This is a genomic window from Pseudonocardia alaniniphila, assembly GCF_022524485.1.
In the GTDB taxonomy this organism is placed as follows: domain Bacteria; phylum Actinomycetota; class Actinomycetes; order Mycobacteriales; family Pseudonocardiaceae; genus Pseudonocardia; species Pseudonocardia alaniniphila.
Window position 1 is genome coordinate 230,900 of record NZ_JAKXMK010000016.1, and the last position, 20,515, is coordinate 251,414.

A 20,515-nucleotide genomic window follows, 5' to 3' on the forward strand; every position below is an offset into this window, starting at 1 on the left:
ATGAGGTCCATCCGGAAGACCGCGACCGTGGCATCGGCGGCGCTGGTCGTCGCAGGCCTCCTGGCCGCATGCAGTGGCTCGACCGACGATCCGAGCGCCGGTGGGAAGACGGCGATCTCGGTCGTCAGCCTCAAGCCCGGTAGCGAGCAGGCCGCCTTCGATGCCTTCGAGAACCAGGTGAGGCAGTTCGAGGCCGCGAACCCGGACATCGACGTGACCAGCCAGGAGTACGAGTGGACGGGCCCCACGTTCACCGCGCAGCTCGCCGGGGGCACCCTGCCCACCGTCTTCACGGTGCCCTTCACCGACGGCGGCGCGCTGATCGAGCGCGGTCAGCTCGCCGACCTCACCCAGTACGTCCAGGGCTTCGGCTACGCCGACAAGTTCAACGAGACCGTGCTGCGGTCCGGGCAGAGCGCAGACGGCGGGATCTTCGGCGTGCCGACGGCGGCCTACGGCGTCGGCCTGCACTACAACCGCACCCTCTTCACCCAGGCCGGGCTCGACCCGGACAAGCCCCCGACCACATGGGACGAGGTGCGCAGCTACGCCAAGCAGATCGCCGAGCGCACGGGGCAGGCCGGCTACGCGCAGATGACCGAGGAGAACACGGGCGGCTGGATGCTGACCTCGCTCACCTACGCCCTCGGCGGCCGGATGCAGGAGGCCGACGGCGACAAGGTGGAGGCCACGATCGACAACCCGGCGGCGCAGGAGGCGCTCACGCGGCTGCGTCAGATGCGCTGGCAGGACAACTCGATGGGGAGCAACTTCCTCTACGACTGGGGAACGATCAACCAGGAGTTCGCCGCGGGCCGGATCGGCATGATCATGGGCGGGTCGGACATCTACGAGTCGCTGGTGCAGCAGAACAACATCAACCCGGACGACTACGGGCTCTCCGTGCTGCCGCTCGCCCCGGGCGGCTCCGCCGGGCTGCTCGGCGGCGGCACGCTCGCCGCGGTGAACGTGAAGGCCTCGCCCGAGCAGCAGGCCGCCGGGGCGAAGTGGATCGACTTCTACTACATGGCCAAGTACTTGAAGCAGGACGCCGCTGTGCTCGACGCGAAGACGCTGGCCGAGAGCGACCAGCCGGTCGGCCTGCCGGAGCTGCCGGTCTTCGACCGGGCGACGCTCGACCAGTACAACGAGTGGATCACGCAGTACGTCAACGTGCCGCTCGACCAGATGCGCTTCTTCTCCGACGGGATCTTCGACCAGGACCTCGCCGGTGAGCCCACGGCGCGCACCCAGGAGATGTACGCGGTGCTGGACTCCGTCGTGCAGGCCGTGCTCACCGACCAGGGCGCCGACATCGGCGCGCTGCTCCGCACGGCCGACTCCGACGTCCAGGCGATCATCGACCGAGGCTGAGCATGCGCACCTGGGTCCGGCGCGGTGGCCTGAGCACGCTGGTCTTCCTGCTGCCGCTGCTGGTGATCTTCGGCGTGTTCTCGTGGCTGCCGATCGTCCGGGCAGCGGTCATGAGCGTGCAGCAGACCAACCTGGTGACCGCGCCGGAGTTCGTGGGCCTGGAGAACTTCGAGTCGGTGCTGGGCGATCCGCTGTTCTGGACCGCGGTGCAGAACACCGGCATGTTCGCGCTCATCGCGCTCGTGTTCGGCTACCCGCTCCCGCTGGTGCTGGCCGTGCTGATGAGCGAGGTGCGCCGGTACCGCGGGCTGTTCAGCGCCATCGCCTATCTGCCGGTGGTGGTGCCGCCCGTGGTGGCCGTGCTCATGTGGAAGTTCTTCTACGACGCCCGCCCCGACGGGGTGTTCAACACCATCCTCGGCTGGGTGGGCCTGGGCCCGCACCAGTGGCTGCAGTCGGCCACCACCGCGATGCCGTCCCTCGTGCTGGAGGCCACGTGGGCGGCGGCCGGTGGCACGGTGATCATCTATCTGGCCGCGCTGATCGGGGTGCCCGCTGATCTGTACGACGCCGCTGACGTCGACGGCGCGTCGATCTGGCGCAAGATCTGGCACATCACGCTGCCGCAACTGCGCGGGGTGCTGCTGGTCACCCTGATCCTGCAGATCATCGGGACCTCGCAGGTGTTCCTCGAGCCCTTCCTCTTCACCGGGGGCGGCCCGGCGAACTCGACGCTCACCGTGCTGCTGCTGATCTACAACTACGCCTTCGGCTCCAGCCTCGGCGGCGACTACGGGGCGGCCACCGCATTGAGCCTGATGCTCGCGGTGTTCCTGGCTGCGCTGTCCGCCCTCTACTTCTGGCTAACCCGATCCTGGAGCAGTTCATGAGCACGCCGACCAGCACGCGGCCCGCGATCTCGAGTGGCACACGGCCCGTTGCTGCCGACGCCGCTGCCCGCCGGCACGTCCGCAGGCCGGGTCGGAGGGCGCTGCGAGGGTCCGACGAGCAGCCGCCGCGCGGGATCGTCTCGGACGCCGAGCGTCGGACGCCCTCGGTGCGGGTCGCGCTGGGGGTCGTTCACACGGTGGTTCTGGTGCTGTTGCTGGTGATCGGGCTCGGGCCGATCCTGTGGCTGGTCAAGGCCTCGATCAGCACCACACAGGACACCCTCCGCAGCCCGATGGCGCTGTTCCCCAGCGGGGTGGACTGGGCGAACCTGGCCACCGCGTGGTCGCGGGTGCACATCGACCTGCACGTCGCCAACAGCCTGATCATCGCCTCGGGCTCATGGTTCGTGCAGCTGGTCGTCGCGACCACCGCCGGCTACGCGCTCTCGATCCTGCGGCCCCGGTACGGGCCGGTGCTGTACTGGCTGGTGCTCAGCACGCTGTTCGTCCCCGCGGTCGTGCTGCTCGTACCGCTCTACCTCACCGTGCTCGAACCACCGCTGCTCGGTGTCTCGCTGATCAACACGTTCTGGGCGGTGTGGCTACCGGCCGGCGCGAACGCCTTCAACGTGCTGCTCACGAAGCGGTTCTTCGACAACCTGCCGCAGGAGATCTTCGACGCGGCCAGGATCGACGGGGCGGGCCCGTTCCGGGTCTTCTGGTCGGTGTTGCTGCCGATGTCCCGCCCGATACTCGGCGTGGTGTCGGTGTTCGCCTTCATCTCGGCCTGGAAGGACTTCCTCTGGCCGCTGCTCGTGCTGTCCGACCCGGACATCCAGCCGCTCTCCGTGCGGCTGCCCACCCTGGCGCGCTCGACCGAGCTGGACGTGCTGCTCGCGGCGCTGACGATCTCGGCGCTGATTCCGATGGTGTTGTTCCTGGTGTTCCAGCGGACGTTCCTGCGCAGTGCGGGTCTCAGCGGTGCGCTCAAGGGCTAGCGGTGATCACCGCGAGACCGGCGCGATCGCCCCGCGAAGGGCGCTCGGGCGGGGTTCGCGGCGATCAGCGGAAGAAGAAGCGTGACCGCTGGGGACGGCGACGTGCGTTGCGCCTGTCCCACAGGTCGCTGCATGAGCGGCAGGGCTCGCCGTCCGGGGCGCACATCGGAGCAGCAGCGACCATGTGGCCGCAGACCGCCGAGTAGTAGCCGCTGTCGTGGGCCACGCCCTGAGTGAGTTCGCTGTCCGGCACGGCGTGAGCGCGCCCGTCGGTGACGCAGGTGACCGAGACGGTCGTCGCCATCGACAACACGCCGACTGCCGTCGGCTGGTGTGATCTGTTCACGGCCCCCCGTCCGCACACAGTTGCGTCCGCATGTGCCCGAGAGCACGTCGTCCAAGATCAGTTTGCACCGTCACGCTTGCATTCGCAAGAGTGTCTGCAACAGCATCTGCAACGCTGTCTGCAACAGCATCTGCAATTGCATCTGCAAGGCACGCTCCTCGGCGGAAGCGCTGGGGAGGCCCGAACCAGTCGGAGGGTCGGACATGCACCACCACGACGGGAGCAGCGTCGCTGCTGATCTCCTCGGCTCCGTCGCCTGGCGGAAGAGCCAGGCCAGCAACCCCAACGGCGACTGCGTAGAGCTCGCTCATCTCGACTGCGGCACCATCGCCGTGCGCAACTCGCGCGACCCGCGAGGCCCCGCGCTCCTCTACACGCGGGCGGAGATCGCCGCCTTCATCCGAGGAGCCAAGGACGGGGAGTTCGACGACCTCATAGCTTGATCCACAGGAGATCGGTCACGGTCGAGGAGGACGGTCTATGCTCGTCGATCACGGAAGGCCGGATCATGCAGTTTCGTCGTGAAAGGTGAGCTGTGCCAGCAGAGCCGACAGGCCGATCTCCACTGGGTCCGCCCGATCCCATTCAGCAGGGTGGGCCCACCGTCCTGCGCATCGTCCTCGGCACGCACTTGCGGCGGTTGCGCGAGGCCAACGGCATCACGCGCGAAGCCGCAGGTGACGCCATCCGGGCCTCCCACGCCAAGATCAGCCGCCTGGAGCTGGGCAGGGTCGGCTTCAAGGAACGCGACATCGTCGACCTCCTCTCGCTCTACGGCGTCACCGAGGCCGGCGAGCGCGAGGAGTACCTCAGCCTGGCCCGGCGGGCCAACTCGCGGGGCTGGTGGCACCAGGACAGCGCCCTCCTGCCGAGCTGGTTCGAGACGTACCTCGGGCTCGAGCAGGCGGCCAGCGTCATCCGCACCTACCAGGTGCAGTTCGTGCCCGGCCTGCTGCAGAGTGAGGAGTACGCGCGCAGCGTCATCCTGGTCGGCCACCAGGACGAGTCCGCCGACGACATCGACCGGCGGGTGCGGCTGCGGATGAACCGCCAGAAGATGCTCACCGAGCCCGGGGCGCCCCAGCTCTGGGCCGTGATCGACGAGGCTGCGCTGAGCCGGCCCTTCGGCACCCGGCGGGTCATGCACGACCAGATCGAGCATCTGCTCGAGATGACCTCGCTGCCGAACGTCACCGTGCAGGTTCTCCCGTTCGAGTTCGGTATCCACGCCGCGGCGGGCGGTCCCTTCACGATTCTCCGGTTCGCCGAGGCCGACCTGCCCGACGTCGTCTACCTCGAGCAGCTCAACAGCGCCATCTACCTCGACAAGCGCCCGGAGGTCGAGGATTACCTCGCTGTCATGGAGCGGGTGAGCGTGCAGGCCGAGACACCGGCCGAGACGAAGGCGATCCTGCGGAAGAAGCTCCTCGACGACTGAGCCGGCTCAGCCCGGCTTCCGGGCCAGACCTGCGGCGAGCAGGGTGTGCACGGCGCTGTCGGTGGGCGTGAGCCTGTCGGCGTGCCAGTCGTTGCAGTACACGAGGCCGGGCTCGAGCATCTCGAGCCCCTCGAACATGCGGTACATGTCTTCCCACGTGCGGAAGCGGCCTGTGCCCAGGCCGCCTTCGAGGAAGGCCTTTTCGAGTGCCTTCGCGCGATCCTCGTCGTCGTCGAGGAAGTGGCTGATCAACATGTGCGAGCCGGGGGAGAGCCGTTCCCGGATCGCCTCCACCGCCGGATAGACGTCGTCGTCGGTCAGGTGGTGCAGGACGCTCGCTGCGATGACCGCGAGCGGCTCGTCGAAGTCGATGAGTTCGGCGACGTCCGGATCGTCGAAGATCGACTCTGCGATGCGGGCGTCGGCGGCGATCACGGTGCTGGTGTTCTCCCGGCTGAGCAGGGCTCGTCCGTGGACGATCACGACCGGGTCGTTGTCGACGTAGACCACGCGGATGTTGCGGTCGATGCGGTGCGCGATCTCGTGGACGTTGCCGACGGTGGGCAGACCCGAGCCGATGTCGATGATCTGCCGGATTCCGACGTCGCGCACGAGGTAGGGCACCGCCCGGCGAAGGAAGTTGCGGTTGTCCCTCGCGAGATGGCCGGCGTTCGGATCCACCGCGTACATCGCATCGGTGGCCCGCCGGTCGACCTCGAAGTGGTCCTTGCCGCCGAGGATGTAGTCGTACACACGCGCGATCGAGGCCTTGGTCCGATCGATGTCCGGCACGCTGTACAGGCTCGCGTTGCCGGTTCTGTCTGCCCGGCCAGCCATCACGGTTCTCCTCCAACGGCGGCCTCGTCGACGACCTCATGTCAATCGCGATGATCGCTTCGGGGAGTCTAGCGATCTGCATACACGGCCGTGCCGAAGCCTCGCATACCTGAAATCACCGCTCGTCGCCGTCTCGAACGGCTGTGGCCAGCGAGAATGCTGAGGCTTCGGAGAAAAGCGGGGCGGGCGTCCGCTCGTCGGCGGCGCCGGTGCGGCACAGCAGCGTCGGCGCCGTGGCGATGACCGCGAGCGCGAGCGCCGTCGCGAACACCAGCAGGCCGACCTGCGGGGTGCTGTAGCGCACCAGCAGACCCAGACCGATCACCGGGATCGTCAGGCCGAGATAGCCGGCCACGAACAGGCCGGCGAGTGCCTCGGCACGGGCGTTCTCCGGGGCGAGTGTCACGACCGTGCTGAGGTTGCCCCGGAACAGGATGCCGCCACCCAGTCCGGCGACGACCCCGCCGGTGAGGAAGCCGGCGAGACTCGGCACGGGCAGCCACACCGCGGCCACCAGCAGGGCCAGCCCGACCAGGAGGATCGGGATTCCCGTGGTCAGCAGGCGGCGCATGCCGATCATCGAGGTGGCCAGCTGCGCGGCGACCGCGGAGGTGAAGACCACGAACGTCACGGCGCCGGCAAGGGCGACCGACGGATGGTGGAGCGGGCCGGACAGGTAGCTCGGCGCGACCGAGGTGAACAAGCCGAGCGCGGCGAAGACGGCGAACATGCCGGTCGCTGCCGCCAGGTAGCGGCCGCGGACGTGGTGCGGCACCGACACGCGCTGAGGTCGGTAGCGGGTTCGCGGCGTCATCGGAGCCCGGGTCTCCGGAGCGGCGAGCACGAGCAGAAGCCCGGCCACCAGCGCGATGACGAACACGAGGTACGGGACGGTCAAGGGATGGCCTGCCCACTGGGCCAGGGCACCCGACAGCATCGTCCCGACGCCGAAGCCCCACACGTTCGATGCGGTACCGACCACCTGGGCCCGGCGGTTCGTTGCGCGGGGACGGTGACCTGCGTGGAGCTCGCCCAGCCATGCCGTCGCCGTGGAGGTGAAGGCGCCGATCCCGAGTCCGGTCAGGGACCGCGCGACGATCAGCCCGGGCAGTGCAGGCCAGAAGAGGAAGACCGCGGCTGCCACGATCTCCAGGAGCAGCGCCGGCACGAGCACACGCCGACGGCCGTGCGAGTCGGACAGGTGCCCGGCGAGGACGAGACTGACCACCGCGCAGACCGAGTAGGCGGCGTAGACGATCGTCACGACGAACGCCGAGAAGCCGTCCCGCTCACGGTAGAGCGTGTAGAGCGGGCCAGGGGCCGTCGAGAATGCGATGACCGTCAGGAACACGGCGGCGACGGACCAGAATCCGAAGCCGTAGCGGCGACCAGGAGACATGCCCCCAGCGTGCGATCGCCGGGCCATCGGGCGCGACGAAGGAACGCGCTGGTCGGCATCGCGAGTCGCGATAACGCTGGGCGCGGAACTGCCTTCGTCGCCGTCGTAGAGGCGGCGAGGGCTTGGCACCCGGAGGGCGCCGGCTCGCTCGGCGATCCGGTGCGGCGGCCGTGGCGTTGCCGCCACGATCCGCCGCACGGCAGGTGCCGAGGAGCCAGGGGCGTCAGACGGTGATGAGCTCTGTGGCCTGCAGGCCGAGCTCGTCGAGAAGGGCCCGCACCTCGTCGACGTAGACGGGGTTCATCAGCAGCACCGTTCGCGGCGGTGCCGACACGAGATCGCGCGGCGCGACGATCGGGAGCCCCAGCCCGCCGATGTAGTGGTTCTGCAGGCCCGGGTTGATGTCGACCACCGCTGACACCGCGTCGGCGTGCTCGCGCAGCATGTTGAGGAAGGTGAGGCCCTTCGCCCCACCGCCCCAGACGACGACGGTGTCGCCTGCGGCGCGGCGGTCGTCGAGCCACGAACCCCAGTGGGTGATCCGCCCGATGGTGTGGGTGGCGAACCCCTCGCAGAGCTGGTGCAGCCGGTCCAGCTCGGCGGCCGGACCGGGTTCTCCGGCGGTGTCGCCGTGCGCGGGCGCGGCCTCGGCCACCACGTACTGGTCGGTGTAGGTGGTGCGCACCTCGAGCACGTCGAACCCCAGCCGGCTCAGGTAGCCGCCGAGGGTGGCGGGGGTGAAGTAGGAGCAGTGCTCGTACTGCAGATCCCAGAACGCGCCGTCGGTGAGGATGCGACCCAGGTCGGGCACCTCGGCCAGCAGCACGGGAACGCCGGCGGTGCGCATCCCACGAAGGATGTCCGCCCCGAACACGGCGAGCTCGGGGATGTGCTCGAGCGTGTGCCGGCAGACGACCGCGGCGGTGCCGGGTTCCACCATCTCGGGGGAGTAGAACGCGGGCACCGCGCGCAGCCGCTGTGCGAGGTCGGCGGGAACGCGCTCGGGGCCGAAGTGCGGGTCGATCCCGGTGGCGCTCCCGACCCCGGCGCGGAGCAGCTCGGCGGCGAAGTCGCCCGCGCCGCAGCCGATCTCGACGACGTGCCGGTCGAGCAGATCGTGGCGCTTCACCCACTGCTCACTCAGCTCGGCGGCGTACGCGGCGAAGCGGGGAGACAGGTGCTGGGACTCCTCGTGCTCACCGGTGTAGTCCAGCTTGGACATGTCGAAGGCCCGGTTGAACACGACGCCGCACGTGCCGCACAGGGCGAGCTCCTGGTCCCCGGTGGTGACGGCGCGGGCCTCGGCTGCGGTGGCGAAGACCGCGGTGCCGTGCACCGGGAGCTCCGTCAACCGGATGAACGCGGGTGGTGCCGGGGCGGAACAGGACGGGCAGGCGGCCAGCTCACCGCGCTTCGTGGTTCCGTCCGGAGTGGCGGAGACGCTCAGATCGAGCATTTTCACCTCTAGGTGCTGATCGGCGGCCTTCGCGCCGCAGACTAGCGGGAGTCACCTTCATCCCCAGAAGTGGTCACCGTCGTAGTCTGTCCGGAACCGGCGGTCTCCTACCTTGAGCAGCACGTCCTGCAGCGAGAAGGTGCTGTCGAGCACCTGCCTGATCTCTTCGAGGAGGGCGCGGATCTCGCGCACGCGCTCCTCGGGGCGTTCGTGCTCCAGGTACCGGACGACCTCGCGGTAGACGGGCTCGTCCCAGCGCTGCAGCGTCGACACCGCCCCTCGCTCGAGCACCGACCGCACGGCGTCGAGCTCGTCGAACGCCGCGTCGTCGTGGCCGTGCTCCTGCAGCCGGGCGAGCTGGCCCGCCGACGGCTCGATCATCGGGAACCCGCCCCGCGACATGACGGTCAACAGGCTGTCGAGCGCGTTGGCCTTGCCACGCAGCAGCGGCGCGAGCCGCGCGATGGATCCGGGCGCGAGGATGTTCAGCTGCGTGCTCAGCCGGTTCATCGTCGAGCCGATCCGGCCGAGCGTGAAACGTTGTTGCTGCACGACATCGCGGATCCACGTGCCGCCGGTGAGGGCGTACGGATCGTTCCCGTGTTCCAGGTGCTGCGTCATTCTGCTGACGTATGCCCGGAGGTTCTGGACGATGTCCTCTGCGCAGAGCATCGCCTCGTTGAGCTGGGCGTACAGCATGAACAGCTCGGCGCCCATCTCGTTCAGTCGCCGTTGCCGCGCCGCGGAACCCGCCGCGGGCAGTGCCCTGGTCACGGTCTCGATGAGCACCTTCAGCAGTTCGAGCACGCCGCCGCCCCGCCTATCGGGCGAAGTCGTCGAGAGCGCCGAGCAGGCGGTCGCTCATGGTGTCGCTGCCCTTGTGGCCGGAGTCGCTGATCGCGTGCAACTGCGCGTCCGGCCATGCCTTGGCGAGTTCCCATGCGGTGTCGAGTGGCCCACTGAGATCGAGGCGCCCGTGGATCAGGACTGCGGGGATGCCGGCGAGCCGCCCGGCGTCACGGAGGATGGCGCCCTCCTCCAGCCACGCGCCGTTGGCGAAGTAGTGCGAGCAGATGCGGACGAGGGCGAGCATGTCGGCCGACGGGCGGTCGCTGAACGGGGCGGGTTTGCCGTTCGGTTCCAGGGAGAGGACCGCGTCCTCCCATGCGCTCCAGTCGAGGGCGGCCTGTTCCCGGACGAGAGGGTCCGGGTGCTCCAGCAGGCGCGCGTAGGTGGCGACGAGGTCGCCGTCGCGGTCGGCCGCCGGCACACCGTCCCGGAACCGTTCCCATTCCTCGGGGAAGAAGCGCCCGACCCCGCGGTAGAGCCAGTCGATCTCCGAACGCCGCGTGGTGGTGACGCTGACGAGCACGATCTCCGACACCCGGTGCGGGTACCGCTCGGCGTACGCGAGGACCAGCGTGCTTCCCCACGAACCACCGCAGAGCAGCCAGCGGTCGATGCCGAGATGCTCGCGCAGCCGTTCCATGTCGGCGATCAGATGGTCGATGGTGTTGACCGACATGTCGGTGGCCGGATCGCTCGCGTGCGGGAGGCTGCGCCCGCACGCGCGCTGGTCGAACAGCACGGCGCGGTATCGGGCGGGGTCGAACTTCCGGCGCGCGTTGGCGGTGGAGCCGCCGCCGGGGCCACCGTGCACCCACAGCGCAGGCTTGCCCTCCGGGTTGCCGCAGGTCTCCCAGTACACGAGGTTGTCGTCACCGACGTCGAGCATCCCGTGTTCGTACGGTTCGATCGGTGGGTACGGCTCGGCCATGATCGTCCCTTCTGTCGGCCGTACCGTACGACGCCCCGGCGGCTGCGCCAGATCCACCCGAATGCGGCGGGAAGTCGCCGCCGAGGAACGCGTTGCTCGATGCCCGCGCTGCTGCGTCCGGCACACCGGGTGACGGTCCGCATATTCGGTCCGGCCACCCGAAGCGGGAGTCGTCAATCCTGCGGAGTCCTGGTTACAGTGCCCACTGACCTGCGAAAACGGGCGGTCGAGGAGGGTTCAATGACTGGAGCCGCGTCCCTGGCGGAGCTGCTGATGTCGCGCTCGTTGAGCGACCCGGAGCTACAGCGGGCGACCGAGGCTGTCGAGGATCACGCCATCCTGCCCGACGTCAGCGTGCTCAAGATCGGTGGCCAGAGCCTCATCGACCGGGGACGTGCCGCGGTGTTCCCGGTCGTCGACCAACTCGTGGCCGCCAAGCGGACCCACAAGATGTTGATCGGCACCGGCGGTGGCACGCGGGCCCGGCACGTCTACGCACTGGCCGCGGAGCTGGGCATGCCGACCGGCGTGCTGAGCGAGGTCGGAGCCGCGGTCGCCGGCCAGAACGCGCACATGCTCGGCTACCTGATGGCGAAACACGGCGTGCCGACGGTCGGACCGTCGGCGTTCGGCGTGCTCGCGCTGCAGATGGCGGAGTCAGGAGCGGTGATCTTCTCGGGCATGCCGCCCTACGACCTGTGGCAGCGGGTGCCGGGTGAGGGCGTGATCCCGCCCTACCGGACCGACGCCGGCTGTTATCTGGTGGCGCAGACCTACGGCTGCAAACAGATGATTTTCGTCAAGGACGAGGACGGGCTCTACAGCGCCAACCCCAAGAACGACGGATCCGCCAAGTTCATCCCGAGAGCCACGGTCGACGAGCTGATCGAGATGGACCTCCCCGACCTGGTCATCGAGCGTCCGGTGCTGGAGCTGATGCGACACGCCCGGCACGTGCGCGAGGTCCAGATCGTCAACGGCCTGCGGCCCGAGCTGGTCCGCCGCGCGCTCGACGGAGAGCACGTCGGTTCGATCATCACCGCCGCATGACGCCCACGGAGCACCCCATGACCAAGCCAGGCGCCACGTCGGCCGAGTCGGTCGCGGCCAAGGACGTCCCCTCGCTGTTGATGCGCCAGACCCTGCTGGACCGCGAGCTGGTGCGGCCGGTCGACCGGCCGGTGATCCGCGTGCTGCCGTGGTTGCGGGTGGTGGCCATCGGCGGCACCACGATCATGGACAGGGGTCGCGATGCCGTGATCCCGCTCGTGGGGGAGCTGCGAGCCGCACTCGCCGAGCACCGGATGCTGATCCTGACGGGCGCCGGGGTCCGGGCGCGGCACATCCTCGGCGTGGGTCTGGACCTCGGCATGCCCACCGGCGTACTCGGTGGCCTGGCAGCCACCGAGGCCGAGCAGAACGCGCACCTGCTCGCTGCCCTCCTGGCCGCCGATGGTGTCTCCTACCTGCCGCATGGCACGGTCGCCAACCAGCTGGCCACCCACCTGTCGGCGAGCCGGGCCGTGGTGGCCAACGGCTACCCGCCCTACGGGGTGCACGAGTTCCCGCCTGCGGTGGGCAAGATCCCGCCGCACCGCAGCGACGCGGGTGCGTTCCTGCTGGCCGACGCCTACGGAGCCGCGCAGCTCGTCTACGTCAAGGATGCGGACGGGGCTCCCGACGGCGGCACGAGAGTCGCGGTCAGCGAGCTACTCGGCCGAGACCGAGCGGAACTGCCCGTCGATCCGCTCGTGCTGGAGCTGATGACGCGCGCCAAGCACGTGCGGGAGATCCAGGTCGTCAACGGGCTCGTTCCCGGGAACCTGACGCTCGCGCTCGCCGGCAAGAACGTCGGGACGGTCATCCACGCTGACTGAGCTCGCCCTCCACCGACTTCGTCCTGCGTGGCCAGAGCTTTGAGCCGACCACTCCGCCGATCGCTGCTGCGGCGACCGACAGCCCGAGGCCGAGCGCCGCCCAGCCCGCTGCCGACCGTGCGGACCTGAGCACCAGCACGGGGTCGATGACGATGCCCTGCTGCTGGGCGCCCAGGAGTGCGGCCAGCGGCCCGAGCACCGAGCTGCCGCCGATGAAGGCGAGGATGAGGATCCCGAGCATGCTCAACGCCCAGACGAGCACGCCGTGCAGCAGACCGTCGCCTGCGCCCCGCCAGGCGGTGGAAGCGCTGGCGAGCAGGCCTCCGATGAAGAACGAGATCAACGCCAGTATGCCGCTGACGATCCCGCCCGTGGTGTTGCCGCCGTAGCCCGGGCCGAGCACGCCCACGGCGAAGAAGAAGAGCTGGAGCACAACGAACACCGCCAGCGCGACGATGACGCCGGCCCATACCGGGCCCCAGCGCACGCGGTCGCGCCCCGACGGCACGTCGGACGCGCTGTCGACCGCGGCGTGGCGGCCGGCAGGCGGCCCCTGTTCTGCGCCGCTGCCGGGCGCGTAGCCGGCGCCACCCGCGGGAGTTCTCTGCTCCGGCGCAGTCCCACCGGGCGTCGTGGTCTCGCTCGGAGGTCGCTGCTGCGGTATGCCGGGAGTTGTGGGCCGGGAACCGACATCGGTTCTCGAGGTGCCGCTCTCGTCCGGTGTGGCCATGTCGATCTCCTGCTCTTCCGGCGAACGGGGAGTACCCGTTCTGCAGCTGAGGACAATTGATTCGGACTTAGGCGCAGGTTGGGCAAGGTTAGAACCGGCAGATCGGACCCGCAACCGGCAGGGGGACATACCCAGAAAAGGCCGAACAAAACCGATCAAGAAACGTCGGCAGTGGCCGCCGAGAGAGCCCTGAGCGGCGGTTGACAACCAGGAGTAGGCATTACCTTTTGCGGGCTCTGATCGTCGGATTGCGTCCTCGGTTACGCAGGGTCGGGGCGCGCGAGTGTGTTTCGTGTGATTCGTACGGTTCTGGGCGAGGATGTGACACTCAGCGCCCGCGGAAGTCGAGACTCCCGAGACGCCACGCCCGGCTCAGCCACCCCTCGACCGCTGTCGCGAGCGGCCCGTCCAGTTCGGCCCGGTCCGCACGGACCCAGCAGCGCACAGCCGTGTCGAAGCCGGGCGTCCGCGAGGGATAGATGTAGACGCACCCGATCACCTCACCGTCCTCGGGTTCGAGGACGGTGTAGGTGAACCCGGTGCGTTGAGCGAAGTCGCGCGCGTGGCCTTGCAGGTCGGCGAGGTTCGCCTCCAGTGTCATGCCGGAGAGCGGAGGCCAGTCCCCGTAGGGGAACCCAGGAGTCACCCGGATGTGGTCGATGCTGCTGGTCCAGGCGGCGTGGTCGGACTCGTTGTGCTCCGGCCCGAGCGGCTCCAGCCGAAACCGCTCGGTGGTCAGGCCCGCCGGGACGACGAAGTCATCGGCGACGAGCTGATCTGCCACGCGTCACACCTTAGCCTCCACGAACTGCTTCCCACCCGTGTTCTGGACGACCACACCGGCCACGTCCTCGGGGGCGATCAACGCCGACCCGTCGAGCGTGGTTCCGCCGGTGGAGCCCTGCTCCGAGACCAGCCAGCCGCCCGCCGTCTCGCGGGTACCGTCCTTGGCCACCACCACGAGCTGGCAACGTTGCCCCGCGGGAATGCCGGTGACCGCCGCGCTGACGCGAACCCAGCCGGCCGCAGGCACGATGGCAGCGGTCACCCGGGCACCTGTGGACGGATCGGTCGCGCTCGCGTAGCGGGTGCCGGGGGTGGCAGGCGCGGCCGTCGTGGAGCCAGGAGCCGGACCTGCGGCGATGTTCTGCCCGTTCTCACTCAGAGTCACCCGGCCGACGAGAACGCCCCCGACGAGCGCTACGGCCGCCACCGCCGCGGCGGCCGCGGCGGCGAGGTATCGGCGCCGGCCCTCGACTTGAGAGGACTCTGCTCTCACCTGCCGCAGCGTTCGTTGCAGGAGTAGGTCCGCGTCCTCAGGTGGGCCGTCCAACAGCACCTCGGGGGGTACGTCTGCCAGCAGCTGCTGGAGCTCGCGAAGCACGTCGACCTCCTCCCTGCATTCGGAACAGGTGCCGAGGTGTTCCTCGACGACCTTCTTCTCCTCCGGGTCCAGTTCGTCCGCGACGTAGGAATCGATGTCTGCATGGTCACGTGCCGCGCTCATCAGGCAGCTCCTTCCATCCCTACCCGCCGTTCGGGAAACATCTGGCGCAATGCCCGCAGCGCGTAGTGCGACCGGGACTTCACGGTGCCGGGCGGGATACCTAGCTCCTTGGCGGTTTCATCGACCGACCGCCCCTGCAGGTAGACCTGCTCGAGCACCTCACGATGTTCGGCGGACAGACGGCCCAGCACATCGAGCACAACCATGGTGTCGACCACACGGTCGGCGTGATCTCGCTCGACCGGGACGTTGGTCGGCGACTCCGGCACTTCGGCGGGTCGTGCGTTTCGGGCTCGGATCCGGTCGGTGACGATGTTGCGGACCACGGTGAGCAGCCAGCCGCGTACCGAACCTTTCCCGTTCACGAGGGAGTCCGGATGTCGCCACGCTCTCACGAGTGCCTCCTGGACGACGTCCTCAGCGGCGGCGCGGTCACTGGTCAGCCTCGTCGCGTAGGCAAGCATCGCTTTTCCGTGCTCCTCGAAGAGGGAACGCACGAGGGCTTCGTCGGCACCACCTGGCCGACGTGTCGTTCTCATCCCGACCACGCACGTTTCCCTTTCCCCGCGCCCCACGACGTGGGAGCTCCGCCGGCCACGCCGGCGGTAACCACGACGTATCCCCGTAGGCACAGGCGCCCTGGCTGTTCGACGAGGTTCGGGCCCGGGTGGGCGGTACACACCGCTACAGCCGCCCTCGCGGGCGGTGGGTCGGCACCGAATGCCGACTGCGGCGTGAACACCGTCATCTACCGAAACCCTCACCTTCGACAACCTGAGCCGGGAGCGCCGGCCACCCAGGACACGTCGCTGGGGTCGGTGAGGTTCACTGGATCTTCGCGAAATTGTCGGCGGCTTTCTCGTCGTACTGCCTGGCGGAGCAGAACGCCCCCGACCACCGCCGGAGCGGCGATGTGCCGTACGGCGGCAACGGCGTCGGGAGAACTGGCAGGACATGACCACCTCGCTTGTGCGGCGACGAGCTTCCGATCGACTTCCGCACACCACACGGCTCGTTCGGAGCGCGGGTTCAGGACTGGATGATCTGACCCACGTTCTCCTGACCAAAGGGCGTGCTCGTTCTGGCTGCCGCAACCCGGCGGGGGAGGACGGACCGCTGGTCGCGTGATCGGCGGTGCGGTTCGACCTGCTTGTCGCGCTTGCGGTGCAGTCAGCATCGCTGCCGGTGGAGCGGGTTCGCCACGGAGCCTGCCCCTGGAGTGCGCGGGAGGGTCCGGGTCTTTGCCGCCGCGTGGCGTGGGATGGATCACTAGTCGAACCACCTGGGCTTCGGTTCCGTGTGCTAGCGCGTACGGGTCGGAGCGACCGGCCCGCAAACCTCCCCGGAGAGAAGATCCTCATGGCGCTCCGCTCCCTCGCCCGCCAGGCCGTCATCGTTGCGGCCGGCCTCGCCGCTCTCGCCGCGTGCGGCACCCCGGCGCCCCCGCTTCAGGCCGCTGCTCCGCCCGCGGCGGTCGCGCCGGCCCCGTCGGCCGAGCAGCAGGCGCCTGCCGACGGGTCGCAGTTCGGTCAGGTCATCGCGACCGAGGCGCCCCAGGTGGTGCGCACCCAGGGCAAGGTCGACATCTACGGTGGGGCCTCCACGACGCAGATCACGCTGTCCCCTGACCACGCCTCGAACAAGATCCAGCTGCAGGCGGTGGTCAACGCCCAGATCGGCACGTACGTCAGCGACAACGACGGCATGACGCTGTACCGCTTCGACAAGGACACCGCGAAGCCGTCGAAGTCCAACTGCCAGGGCGACTGTGCGGTGACCTGGCCGCCGCTGCTGGTCAAGTCCCCCGGGCAGATCTACAACGTCGGAGTCGACGCGTCCACGGTCGGCTACGTCGAGCGCCCCGACGGCACCTGCCAGGTGACGATCGCCGGGTGGCCGGTGTACTACTTCTCGAAGGACCAGCAGCCCGGCGACATCAAGGGCCAGGGCGTCGGCAACACGTGGTTCGCGATCAACCCGAAGGGCGGCAAGACCGGCGCCGTGCAGCAGTCCTCGCAGCAGTCCTCGCAGGAGTCCAACGGGGGACCCCAGCCCGCGCCGGCCTCCGGAAACGACCAGTCGGGGAACGGTCAGGGGTCCGGCGGTAGCTCCGGCTACTGACAGGTCCGGGATGACAGCAAGCTTCTGATCAACTCCGGGTGCGCACTCACGCAGTGCACTGGCGCCCGGAGTTGATGCATTCCGCCACCGTTGTCATGAGTTCATCCGGCATGACGTTGATGAACCCGGCGTGGTCGGTGATCGGGTTGCGCATCTCCTCCGGGAACGAGTCGACGGCGTACCGGGCGCCCGCCGGCACCGCGTAGGCGAGTTCGATGTGCAGCTGCGGCACGGGGAACGTCGCGCCCGGGCAGGCGCCGGCTGCGTCGGGGTAGACGAGGTGGGACTTGTGGTTCGGGCTGTCGAGGGACTTGCCGTTCCAGCAGCTCGGGAAGTCGAAGATGCGGATCACCTGCTGGCCTTCCCCGCAGAGCGGGTACTGCCGCGTGATGCGTGTGCGATCGCCGGAACAGCTCCATTGCACGTGCTCGGTGCCGGTACCGCCTTCCGTGACGGCGTGTGGGTTGCCCGTGAACGCGTCGAGGAAGCGCGGCATCGCCACGACGTTGCTCACCGGGCTCCCGCGGAACTCGATCAGTACCGACTGCGGAACCTGGATCCAGAGGTTGCCACCGTGGCCCGGGCTGCTCTGGCCGGCCGATCCGCCCGGTGCCAGCAACACCGGCCAGAAGTAGGTGGAGCGGTCGCCGTCCGCACAGGTGGTGTCGGCCGCGGCAAGGCTCGCGTCGGTGGAGAAGGCGTTCGTGGAGACGTTGCCCACGTAGTCGTGCGCGTGGTGGGCGCCGCCGGTCACCCCGGGCGAGATGATGATGTTGTCGGAGTTGTGGATGCCCCGCTGGTTGCGACCGCAGTCCTCACGGAATGTGCCGGTCGAGCCGCCGCTCTTCGGTGCCACCGCCGGCTCCGCGACCGAGACGTCCGCGATCGCCACGAAGTCGGTCGCAGCCGGCCCCGTGTGGTCACCGCGGTCGCCACAGGCGACCAGGACTGCCCACAGGGCCACGACGACTGCGATGACCACATATCCGACCCACACAGAACGCACGGGCCGGCCCCCGAAACCGGTCACCAGATTCCTTCTCCTGCCCCCTGTGCCAGGCGATCTGCCGACACCGCGCGCGAGTCTAAGTACGCGCGGAGCACCAGGTCGGCCGGCCCCGAACTTTGTTGCGAGGGTAATAAGTGGCGGTGACCACGTGCGCCGGACGCGGCGTGGCTGCGGTCACTCCGGTCCCGTCAGGTATCGATGCCGGAGAACCGCGCGGCGAGGTCGCGATGCCTGTCCGCGGCCTGTTGTGCTTGTGCGCTGCTGACGTTCATTCCCGGCGTGCGGCTGAGGCGTTCGAGCTGCTCGGCGGAGCGCAGGTGCTGTCGGTGAGCGTGTTCGCGGCACGCCAGGCAAGTGACCCGGGCCGGCAGCGGAGATGTCATCGCACGTGGCACCCGCAGCTCGCACCCAGTCGTGACGACGCTCGGGAGGTCGCTTGCGAGGCCGAACATCGATGCGATCTTGTTGCGGGCCGCGGCGTCGGCGCCGAGGTCGGACTGCACGTGGATGTGAGGATCGCTCTCGCTCATCTCTACCCCCCGCTTGCACGTGGCCTGGGTCGGCTCGTGGCGCTCCCGGCCGTTGCCCGCGGCACTACGGCGGCCGCTGCGCACCATCGGCACGATACGGGCAGCGGCAGAGCGGGCCGGGCAAGGTGTTTCTCGTCGATCGGGCGACTTGGTCCGTTCCCATGACGATCACCGGTACTGACTAGAGTGACCGGGCCGAAGTGCGACGAAGTGTGCCTCCGCTGGTGGAGAGGACGGTGTGCACGATGAGCGACGGTTCGGCGGCGGTGTCGCCACGCGGTGGTGGTCGTCCGTGGCGGGTGCCGATGGTTGCCAGGGACACCGGTGAGCGCCACCGGGCGGCGACACCACTGGAGCTGCTGTTCGACCTCACGTTCGTCGTGGCGGTCGCTGCGGCCGCGGCACAGCTCGCGCACGCGATCGCGGAGGATCACGCGGCGCAGGGGCTGTTCGGCTATCTGATGGTGTTCTTCGCGATCTGGTGGGCCTGGATGAACTTCACCTGGTTCGCCTCCGCCTACGACTCCGACGACACGCCGTACCGGCTGGTGACGCTGCTGCAGATGGGCGGCGTGCTCGTGCTCGCCGCGGGTGTACCTGCAGCGCTGAACGAGCAGGACTGGACCGCTGTGACCATCGGCTACGTGATCATGCGCGTGGCGATGGTGGTGCAGTGGCTGCGCGCAGCACACGACGACCCCGCTCACCGGATGACGGCACACCGCTACGCCGCGGGCATCGCCGTGGTGCAGGTCGGATGGATCGCCCGGCTGGCGCTACCGGAGGCGGCCGGCATCGTCGGGTTCTTCGTGCTGGTCGCCGCGGAGCTGGCCGTGCCCGTCTGGGCGGAACGGCGTAACGGCATCACCTGGCATCCGGACCACATCGCCGAGCGCCACGGCCTCTTCACGCTCATCGTGCTCGGCGAGAGCGTGCTCGCGGCCTCCCGCGCGCTCGCTCCTGCCGTGCAGGCGGGTGTCGACATCTACACGGTGCTCGTCGGAAGCGGTGGCCTGATCCTGTTGTTCGGCTGCTGGTGGCTGTACTTCCGCACGTCAGCCGGCAAAGGGCTCGCCCGGCATCGGGAGCGCTCGTTCTGGTGGAGCTATGGCCATTACGGCATCTTCGCCGCGCTCGCGGCGCTCGGTGCCGGGTTGGAGGTGGTGGCCGAGATGCTCGTCCATCCCATCGCCGGCCCCGCCGGGTTGGTGGGGTTCGCGGTCGCGGTGCCCATATGTGTGTTCCTGCTGCTCACCTGGACGCTGCACTCGCCGCTCGACCCCGCGCTCGCCCGCAAGACCGCTTACGTTCTCGCCGCCTGCGCTGTCCTCATCGGCATCGCCGCCGCAACCACGGCGGGGCTCCCGGTCCCCTGGGCCGTCCTGGCGATGTGCGTTCCCGTCGGTGCTCTCGTCGCCCTGCGGGTCACGGCTGACCACCGCGACGCACGGATCAGCGCCTGAACGGGAGTCGGACGAGCTGAACAAGCGGGGCGCGTTCAGCGGGCAGTGGGCAGGCAGGCGACGGATCGCTACTGGGGCTGTTGCCGGCGCTGGTGATCGGTGACGTCGATCAGTGCCGCCTTGAACATCGTGAAGGTGTCGCGGCCGATGCGACGCGCATGCCGTTCCTGAATCGCCGACATGATCTTGTCGGCCGCACGTGCCTGCGCCAGTCCGCGCGCCGTGGGACAGACCAGCTTGGCTCTGCGGTCGGCGGGATCGGGCTTGCGCTCGACGTACCCGAGAGCCTCGAGTTCGTCGATCATGGTGCCGACGACCTGCTTGTGCTGGCCCGAGAGCCGGGCCAACTCCGTGGCGCGCACTCCGCCTTCGTCGAGATAAGCGAGAACAGCGCCGTGGCGCGGGTGCAGGTCGTCGAAGCCTTCCTTGGCGAGAGAGGTGAAGAGTTCGTTCTGCACTGCGAAGAGCAGCCGCCCGGCAAGGACTCCGAGATCAGGGTCGGTCTCGTTCCGTCTCGCTCGGGTGACCACCTGCTGCTCCTAGCGCTCCGTTCAGGGGCGATCACTGCCACCCGTCGTTGCGAGTTTAGTAGGTACGTCTCTAATGGCCCGGCGAGCAGCCCAAATCCTCTGATGGTCGTGGTCGGGAACGCGGCGGCGACCGGGGCCACCGCCGGTCTCGGCCCGTTGTCACAGAACCGCGGGTCGTCCTGTCCTAGCTGGAGCCGGTGACTCCGGAGCACCGCCCGAACCGCTGGGAGCAC

The 20,515-nt window shown here is 69.0% G+C and carries 22 protein-coding genes; 9 read left to right on the top strand and 13 right to left on the bottom strand.

Annotated features, from left to right (window positions below):
• The 3 genes from MMF94_RS20025 to MMF94_RS20035 are packed head-to-tail and all read left to right on the top strand — an operon-like array spanning position 1 to position 3,262.
• Positions 1–1,374, top strand: a complete 1,374-nt coding sequence (locus MMF94_RS20025; protein WP_241038623.1) for an ABC transporter substrate-binding protein — start codon at positions 1–3, stop codon at positions 1,372–1,374.
• 2 nt (positions 1,375–1,376) lie between these two features.
• Positions 1,377–2,264 carry a carbohydrate ABC transporter permease gene (locus MMF94_RS20030; RefSeq protein ID WP_241038624.1) on the top strand — a complete coding sequence of 296 codons (888 nt, stop codon included), beginning with the start codon at positions 1,377–1,379 and terminating at the stop codon, positions 2,262–2,264.
• Positions 2,261–3,262, top strand: a complete 1,002-nt coding sequence (locus MMF94_RS20035) for a carbohydrate ABC transporter permease (protein ID WP_241038626.1) — start codon at positions 2,261–2,263, stop codon at positions 3,260–3,262. Before MMF94_RS20030 ends, MMF94_RS20035 begins: the two co-directional genes overlap by 4 nt.
• A 64-nt stretch (positions 3,263–3,326) precedes the next feature.
• On the opposite strand, the gene MMF94_RS20040 is transcribed toward MMF94_RS20035, so the two are convergent.
• Complete coding sequence (locus MMF94_RS20040; protein ID WP_241038627.1) at positions 3,327–3,566, bottom strand: hypothetical protein; 240 nt, start codon at positions 3,564–3,566, stop codon at positions 3,327–3,329.
• 245 nt (positions 3,567–3,811) lie between these two features.
• On the opposite strand from MMF94_RS20040, the gene MMF94_RS20045 reads away from it, so the two are divergent.
• Together MMF94_RS20045 and MMF94_RS20050 are read left to right on the top strand one after the other, a co-directional pair.
• Complete coding sequence (locus tag MMF94_RS20045) at positions 3,812–4,051, top strand: DUF397 domain-containing protein (protein ID WP_241038629.1); 240 nt, start codon at positions 3,812–3,814, stop codon at positions 4,049–4,051.
• A gap of 92 nt (positions 4,052–4,143) precedes the next feature.
• Positions 4,144–5,046, top strand: a complete 903-nt coding sequence (locus MMF94_RS20050; protein WP_241038631.1) for a helix-turn-helix domain-containing protein — start codon at positions 4,144–4,146, stop codon at positions 5,044–5,046.
• A 6-nt stretch (positions 5,047–5,052) separates the two neighbouring features.
• Here the strand turns inward: MMF94_RS20050 and MMF94_RS20055 are convergent, their stop codons facing one another.
• From MMF94_RS20055 to pip, 5 genes are all read right to left on the bottom strand, one after another.
• Complete coding sequence (locus MMF94_RS20055) at positions 5,053–5,883, bottom strand: SAM-dependent methyltransferase (protein WP_241038632.1); 831 nt, start codon at positions 5,881–5,883, stop codon at positions 5,053–5,055.
• Positions 5,884–5,998: 115 nt separating this feature from the next.
• The gene (locus MMF94_RS20060) at positions 5,999–7,282 is read right to left on the bottom strand and encodes an MFS transporter (protein WP_241038634.1); all 1,284 of its coding nucleotides are present in this window, start codon (positions 7,280–7,282) and stop codon (positions 5,999–6,001) included.
• 223 nt (positions 7,283–7,505) lie between these two features.
• Positions 7,506–8,738: a class I SAM-dependent methyltransferase gene (locus tag MMF94_RS20065; protein ID WP_241038636.1), complete on the bottom strand. Its 1,233-nt coding sequence runs from the start codon at positions 8,736–8,738 to the stop codon at positions 7,506–7,508.
• Positions 8,739–8,795: 57 nt separating this feature from the next.
• The gene (locus MMF94_RS20070) at positions 8,796–9,545 is read right to left on the bottom strand and encodes a hypothetical protein (protein ID WP_241038637.1); all 750 of its coding nucleotides are present in this window, start codon (positions 9,543–9,545) and stop codon (positions 8,796–8,798) included.
• A 13-nt stretch (positions 9,546–9,558) separates the two neighbouring features.
• The gene (pip, locus tag MMF94_RS20075) at positions 9,559–10,515 is read right to left on the bottom strand and encodes a prolyl aminopeptidase (protein WP_241038638.1); all 957 of its coding nucleotides are present in this window, start codon (positions 10,513–10,515) and stop codon (positions 9,559–9,561) included.
• A 240-nt stretch (positions 10,516–10,755) separates the two neighbouring features.
• Between pip and MMF94_RS20080 the strand changes: the two genes are divergently transcribed.
• The gene (locus MMF94_RS20080; protein ID WP_241038639.1) at positions 10,756–11,565 is read left to right on the top strand and encodes an amino acid kinase family protein; all 810 of its coding nucleotides are present in this window, start codon (positions 10,756–10,758) and stop codon (positions 11,563–11,565) included.
• 17 nt (positions 11,566–11,582) lie between these two features.
• The gene (locus MMF94_RS20085) at positions 11,583–12,392 is read left to right on the top strand and encodes an amino acid kinase family protein (protein WP_241038640.1); all 810 of its coding nucleotides are present in this window, start codon (positions 11,583–11,585) and stop codon (positions 12,390–12,392) included.
• Here the strand turns inward: MMF94_RS20085 and MMF94_RS20090 are convergent.
• From MMF94_RS20090 to MMF94_RS20105, 4 genes are all read right to left on the bottom strand, one after another.
• Positions 12,376–13,122 (bottom strand): hypothetical protein, encoded by a 747-nt coding sequence (locus MMF94_RS20090; protein ID WP_241038641.1) that lies wholly within the window; start codon positions 13,120–13,122, stop codon positions 12,376–12,378. The genes MMF94_RS20085 and MMF94_RS20090 overlap by 17 nt on opposite strands.
• 328 nt (positions 13,123–13,450) lie before the next feature.
• Positions 13,451–13,906: a GNAT family N-acetyltransferase gene (locus MMF94_RS20095; protein ID WP_241038642.1), complete on the bottom strand. Its 456-nt coding sequence runs from the start codon at positions 13,904–13,906 to the stop codon at positions 13,451–13,453.
• 3 nt (positions 13,907–13,909) lie between these two features.
• Positions 13,910–14,629 carry an anti-sigma factor family protein gene (locus MMF94_RS20100; protein ID WP_241038643.1) on the bottom strand — a complete coding sequence of 240 codons (720 nt, stop codon included), beginning with the start codon at positions 14,627–14,629 and terminating at the stop codon, positions 13,910–13,912.
• Entirely contained in the window at positions 14,629–15,168 is a 540-nt protein-coding gene (locus MMF94_RS20105; RefSeq protein WP_277398769.1) for a sigma-70 family RNA polymerase sigma factor, read from the bottom strand. Before MMF94_RS20105 ends, MMF94_RS20100 begins: the two co-directional genes overlap by 1 nt.
• Before the next feature lie 820 nt (positions 15,169–15,988).
• Between MMF94_RS20105 and MMF94_RS20110 the strand changes: the two genes are divergently transcribed.
• Positions 15,989–16,750, top strand: a complete 762-nt coding sequence (locus tag MMF94_RS20110; RefSeq protein ID WP_241038645.1) for a hypothetical protein — start codon at positions 15,989–15,991, stop codon at positions 16,748–16,750.
• Between the two features lie 46 nt (positions 16,751–16,796).
• Here the strand turns inward: MMF94_RS20110 and MMF94_RS20115 are convergent, their stop codons facing one another.
• Positions 16,797–17,780 (bottom strand): DUF1996 domain-containing protein, encoded by a 984-nt coding sequence (locus tag MMF94_RS20115; RefSeq protein WP_241038646.1) that lies wholly within the window; start codon positions 17,778–17,780, stop codon positions 16,797–16,799.
• Positions 17,781–17,947: 167 nt separating this feature from the next.
• Positions 17,948–18,289 (bottom strand): hypothetical protein, encoded by a 342-nt coding sequence (locus tag MMF94_RS20120; protein WP_241038647.1) that lies wholly within the window; start codon positions 18,287–18,289, stop codon positions 17,948–17,950.
• A gap of 245 nt (positions 18,290–18,534) precedes the next feature.
• Here MMF94_RS20120 and MMF94_RS20125 point away from each other — a divergent pair, with 245 nt between their 5' ends.
• The gene (locus MMF94_RS20125; protein ID WP_241038648.1) at positions 18,535–19,752 is read left to right on the top strand and encodes a low temperature requirement protein A; all 1,218 of its coding nucleotides are present in this window, start codon (positions 18,535–18,537) and stop codon (positions 19,750–19,752) included.
• A gap of 68 nt (positions 19,753–19,820) precedes the next feature.
• Here the strand turns inward: MMF94_RS20125 and MMF94_RS20130 are convergent, their stop codons facing one another.
• Positions 19,821–20,282: a MarR family winged helix-turn-helix transcriptional regulator gene (locus MMF94_RS20130; RefSeq protein ID WP_241038649.1), complete on the bottom strand. Its 462-nt coding sequence runs from the start codon at positions 20,280–20,282 to the stop codon at positions 19,821–19,823.
• Between the last annotated feature and the right edge of the window lie 233 nt (positions 20,283–20,515).

What these genes read in the sequence shown, in the direction of transcription:
- MMF94_RS20045 (WP_241038629.1), top strand. Translation starts at nt 3,812, where the DNA reads ATGCACCACCACGACGGGAGCAGCGTCGCTGCTGATCTCCTCGGCTCC.
- MMF94_RS20120 (WP_241038647.1), bottom strand. Translation starts at nt 18,289, where the DNA reads ATGAGCGAGAGCGATCCTCACATCCACGTGCAGTCCGACCTCGGCGCC.
- MMF94_RS20035 (WP_241038626.1), top strand. Translation starts at nt 2,261, where the DNA reads ATGAGCACGCCGACCAGCACGCGGCCCGCGATCTCGAGTGGCACACGG.
- MMF94_RS20060 (WP_241038634.1), bottom strand. Translation starts at nt 7,282, where the DNA reads ATGTCTCCTGGTCGCCGCTACGGCTTCGGATTCTGGTCCGTCGCCGCC.
- MMF94_RS20025 (WP_241038623.1), top strand. Translation starts at nt 1, where the DNA reads ATGAGGTCCATCCGGAAGACCGCGACCGTGGCATCGGCGGCGCTGGTC.
- pip (WP_241038638.1), bottom strand. Translation starts at nt 10,515, where the DNA reads ATGGCCGAGCCGTACCCACCGATCGAACCGTACGAACACGGGATGCTC.
- MMF94_RS20125 (WP_241038648.1), top strand. Translation starts at nt 18,535, where the DNA reads ATGAGCGACGGTTCGGCGGCGGTGTCGCCACGCGGTGGTGGTCGTCCG.
- MMF94_RS20110 (WP_241038645.1), top strand. Translation starts at nt 15,989, where the DNA reads ATGGCGCTCCGCTCCCTCGCCCGCCAGGCCGTCATCGTTGCGGCCGGC.
- MMF94_RS20030 (WP_241038624.1), top strand. Translation starts at nt 1,377, where the DNA reads ATGCGCACCTGGGTCCGGCGCGGTGGCCTGAGCACGCTGGTCTTCCTG.
- MMF94_RS20055 (WP_241038632.1), bottom strand. Translation starts at nt 5,883, where the DNA reads ATGGCTGGCCGGGCAGACAGAACCGGCAACGCGAGCCTGTACAGCGTG.
- MMF94_RS20040 (WP_241038627.1), bottom strand. Translation starts at nt 3,566, where the DNA reads ATGGCGACGACCGTCTCGGTCACCTGCGTCACCGACGGGCGCGCTCAC.
- MMF94_RS20090 (WP_241038641.1), bottom strand. Translation starts at nt 13,122, where the DNA reads ATGGCCACACCGGACGAGAGCGGCACCTCGAGAACCGATGTCGGTTCC.
- MMF94_RS20100 (WP_241038643.1), bottom strand. Translation starts at nt 14,629, where the DNA reads ATGAGCGCGGCACGTGACCATGCAGACATCGATTCCTACGTCGCGGAC.
- MMF94_RS20085 (WP_241038640.1), top strand. Translation starts at nt 11,583, where the DNA reads ATGACCAAGCCAGGCGCCACGTCGGCCGAGTCGGTCGCGGCCAAGGAC.
- MMF94_RS20080 (WP_241038639.1), top strand. Translation starts at nt 10,756, where the DNA reads ATGACTGGAGCCGCGTCCCTGGCGGAGCTGCTGATGTCGCGCTCGTTG.
- MMF94_RS20065 (WP_241038636.1), bottom strand. Translation starts at nt 8,738, where the DNA reads ATGCTCGATCTGAGCGTCTCCGCCACTCCGGACGGAACCACGAAGCGC.
- MMF94_RS20105 (WP_277398769.1), bottom strand. Translation starts at nt 15,168, where the DNA reads ATGAGAACGACACGTCGGCCAGGTGGTGCCGACGAAGCCCTCGTGCGT.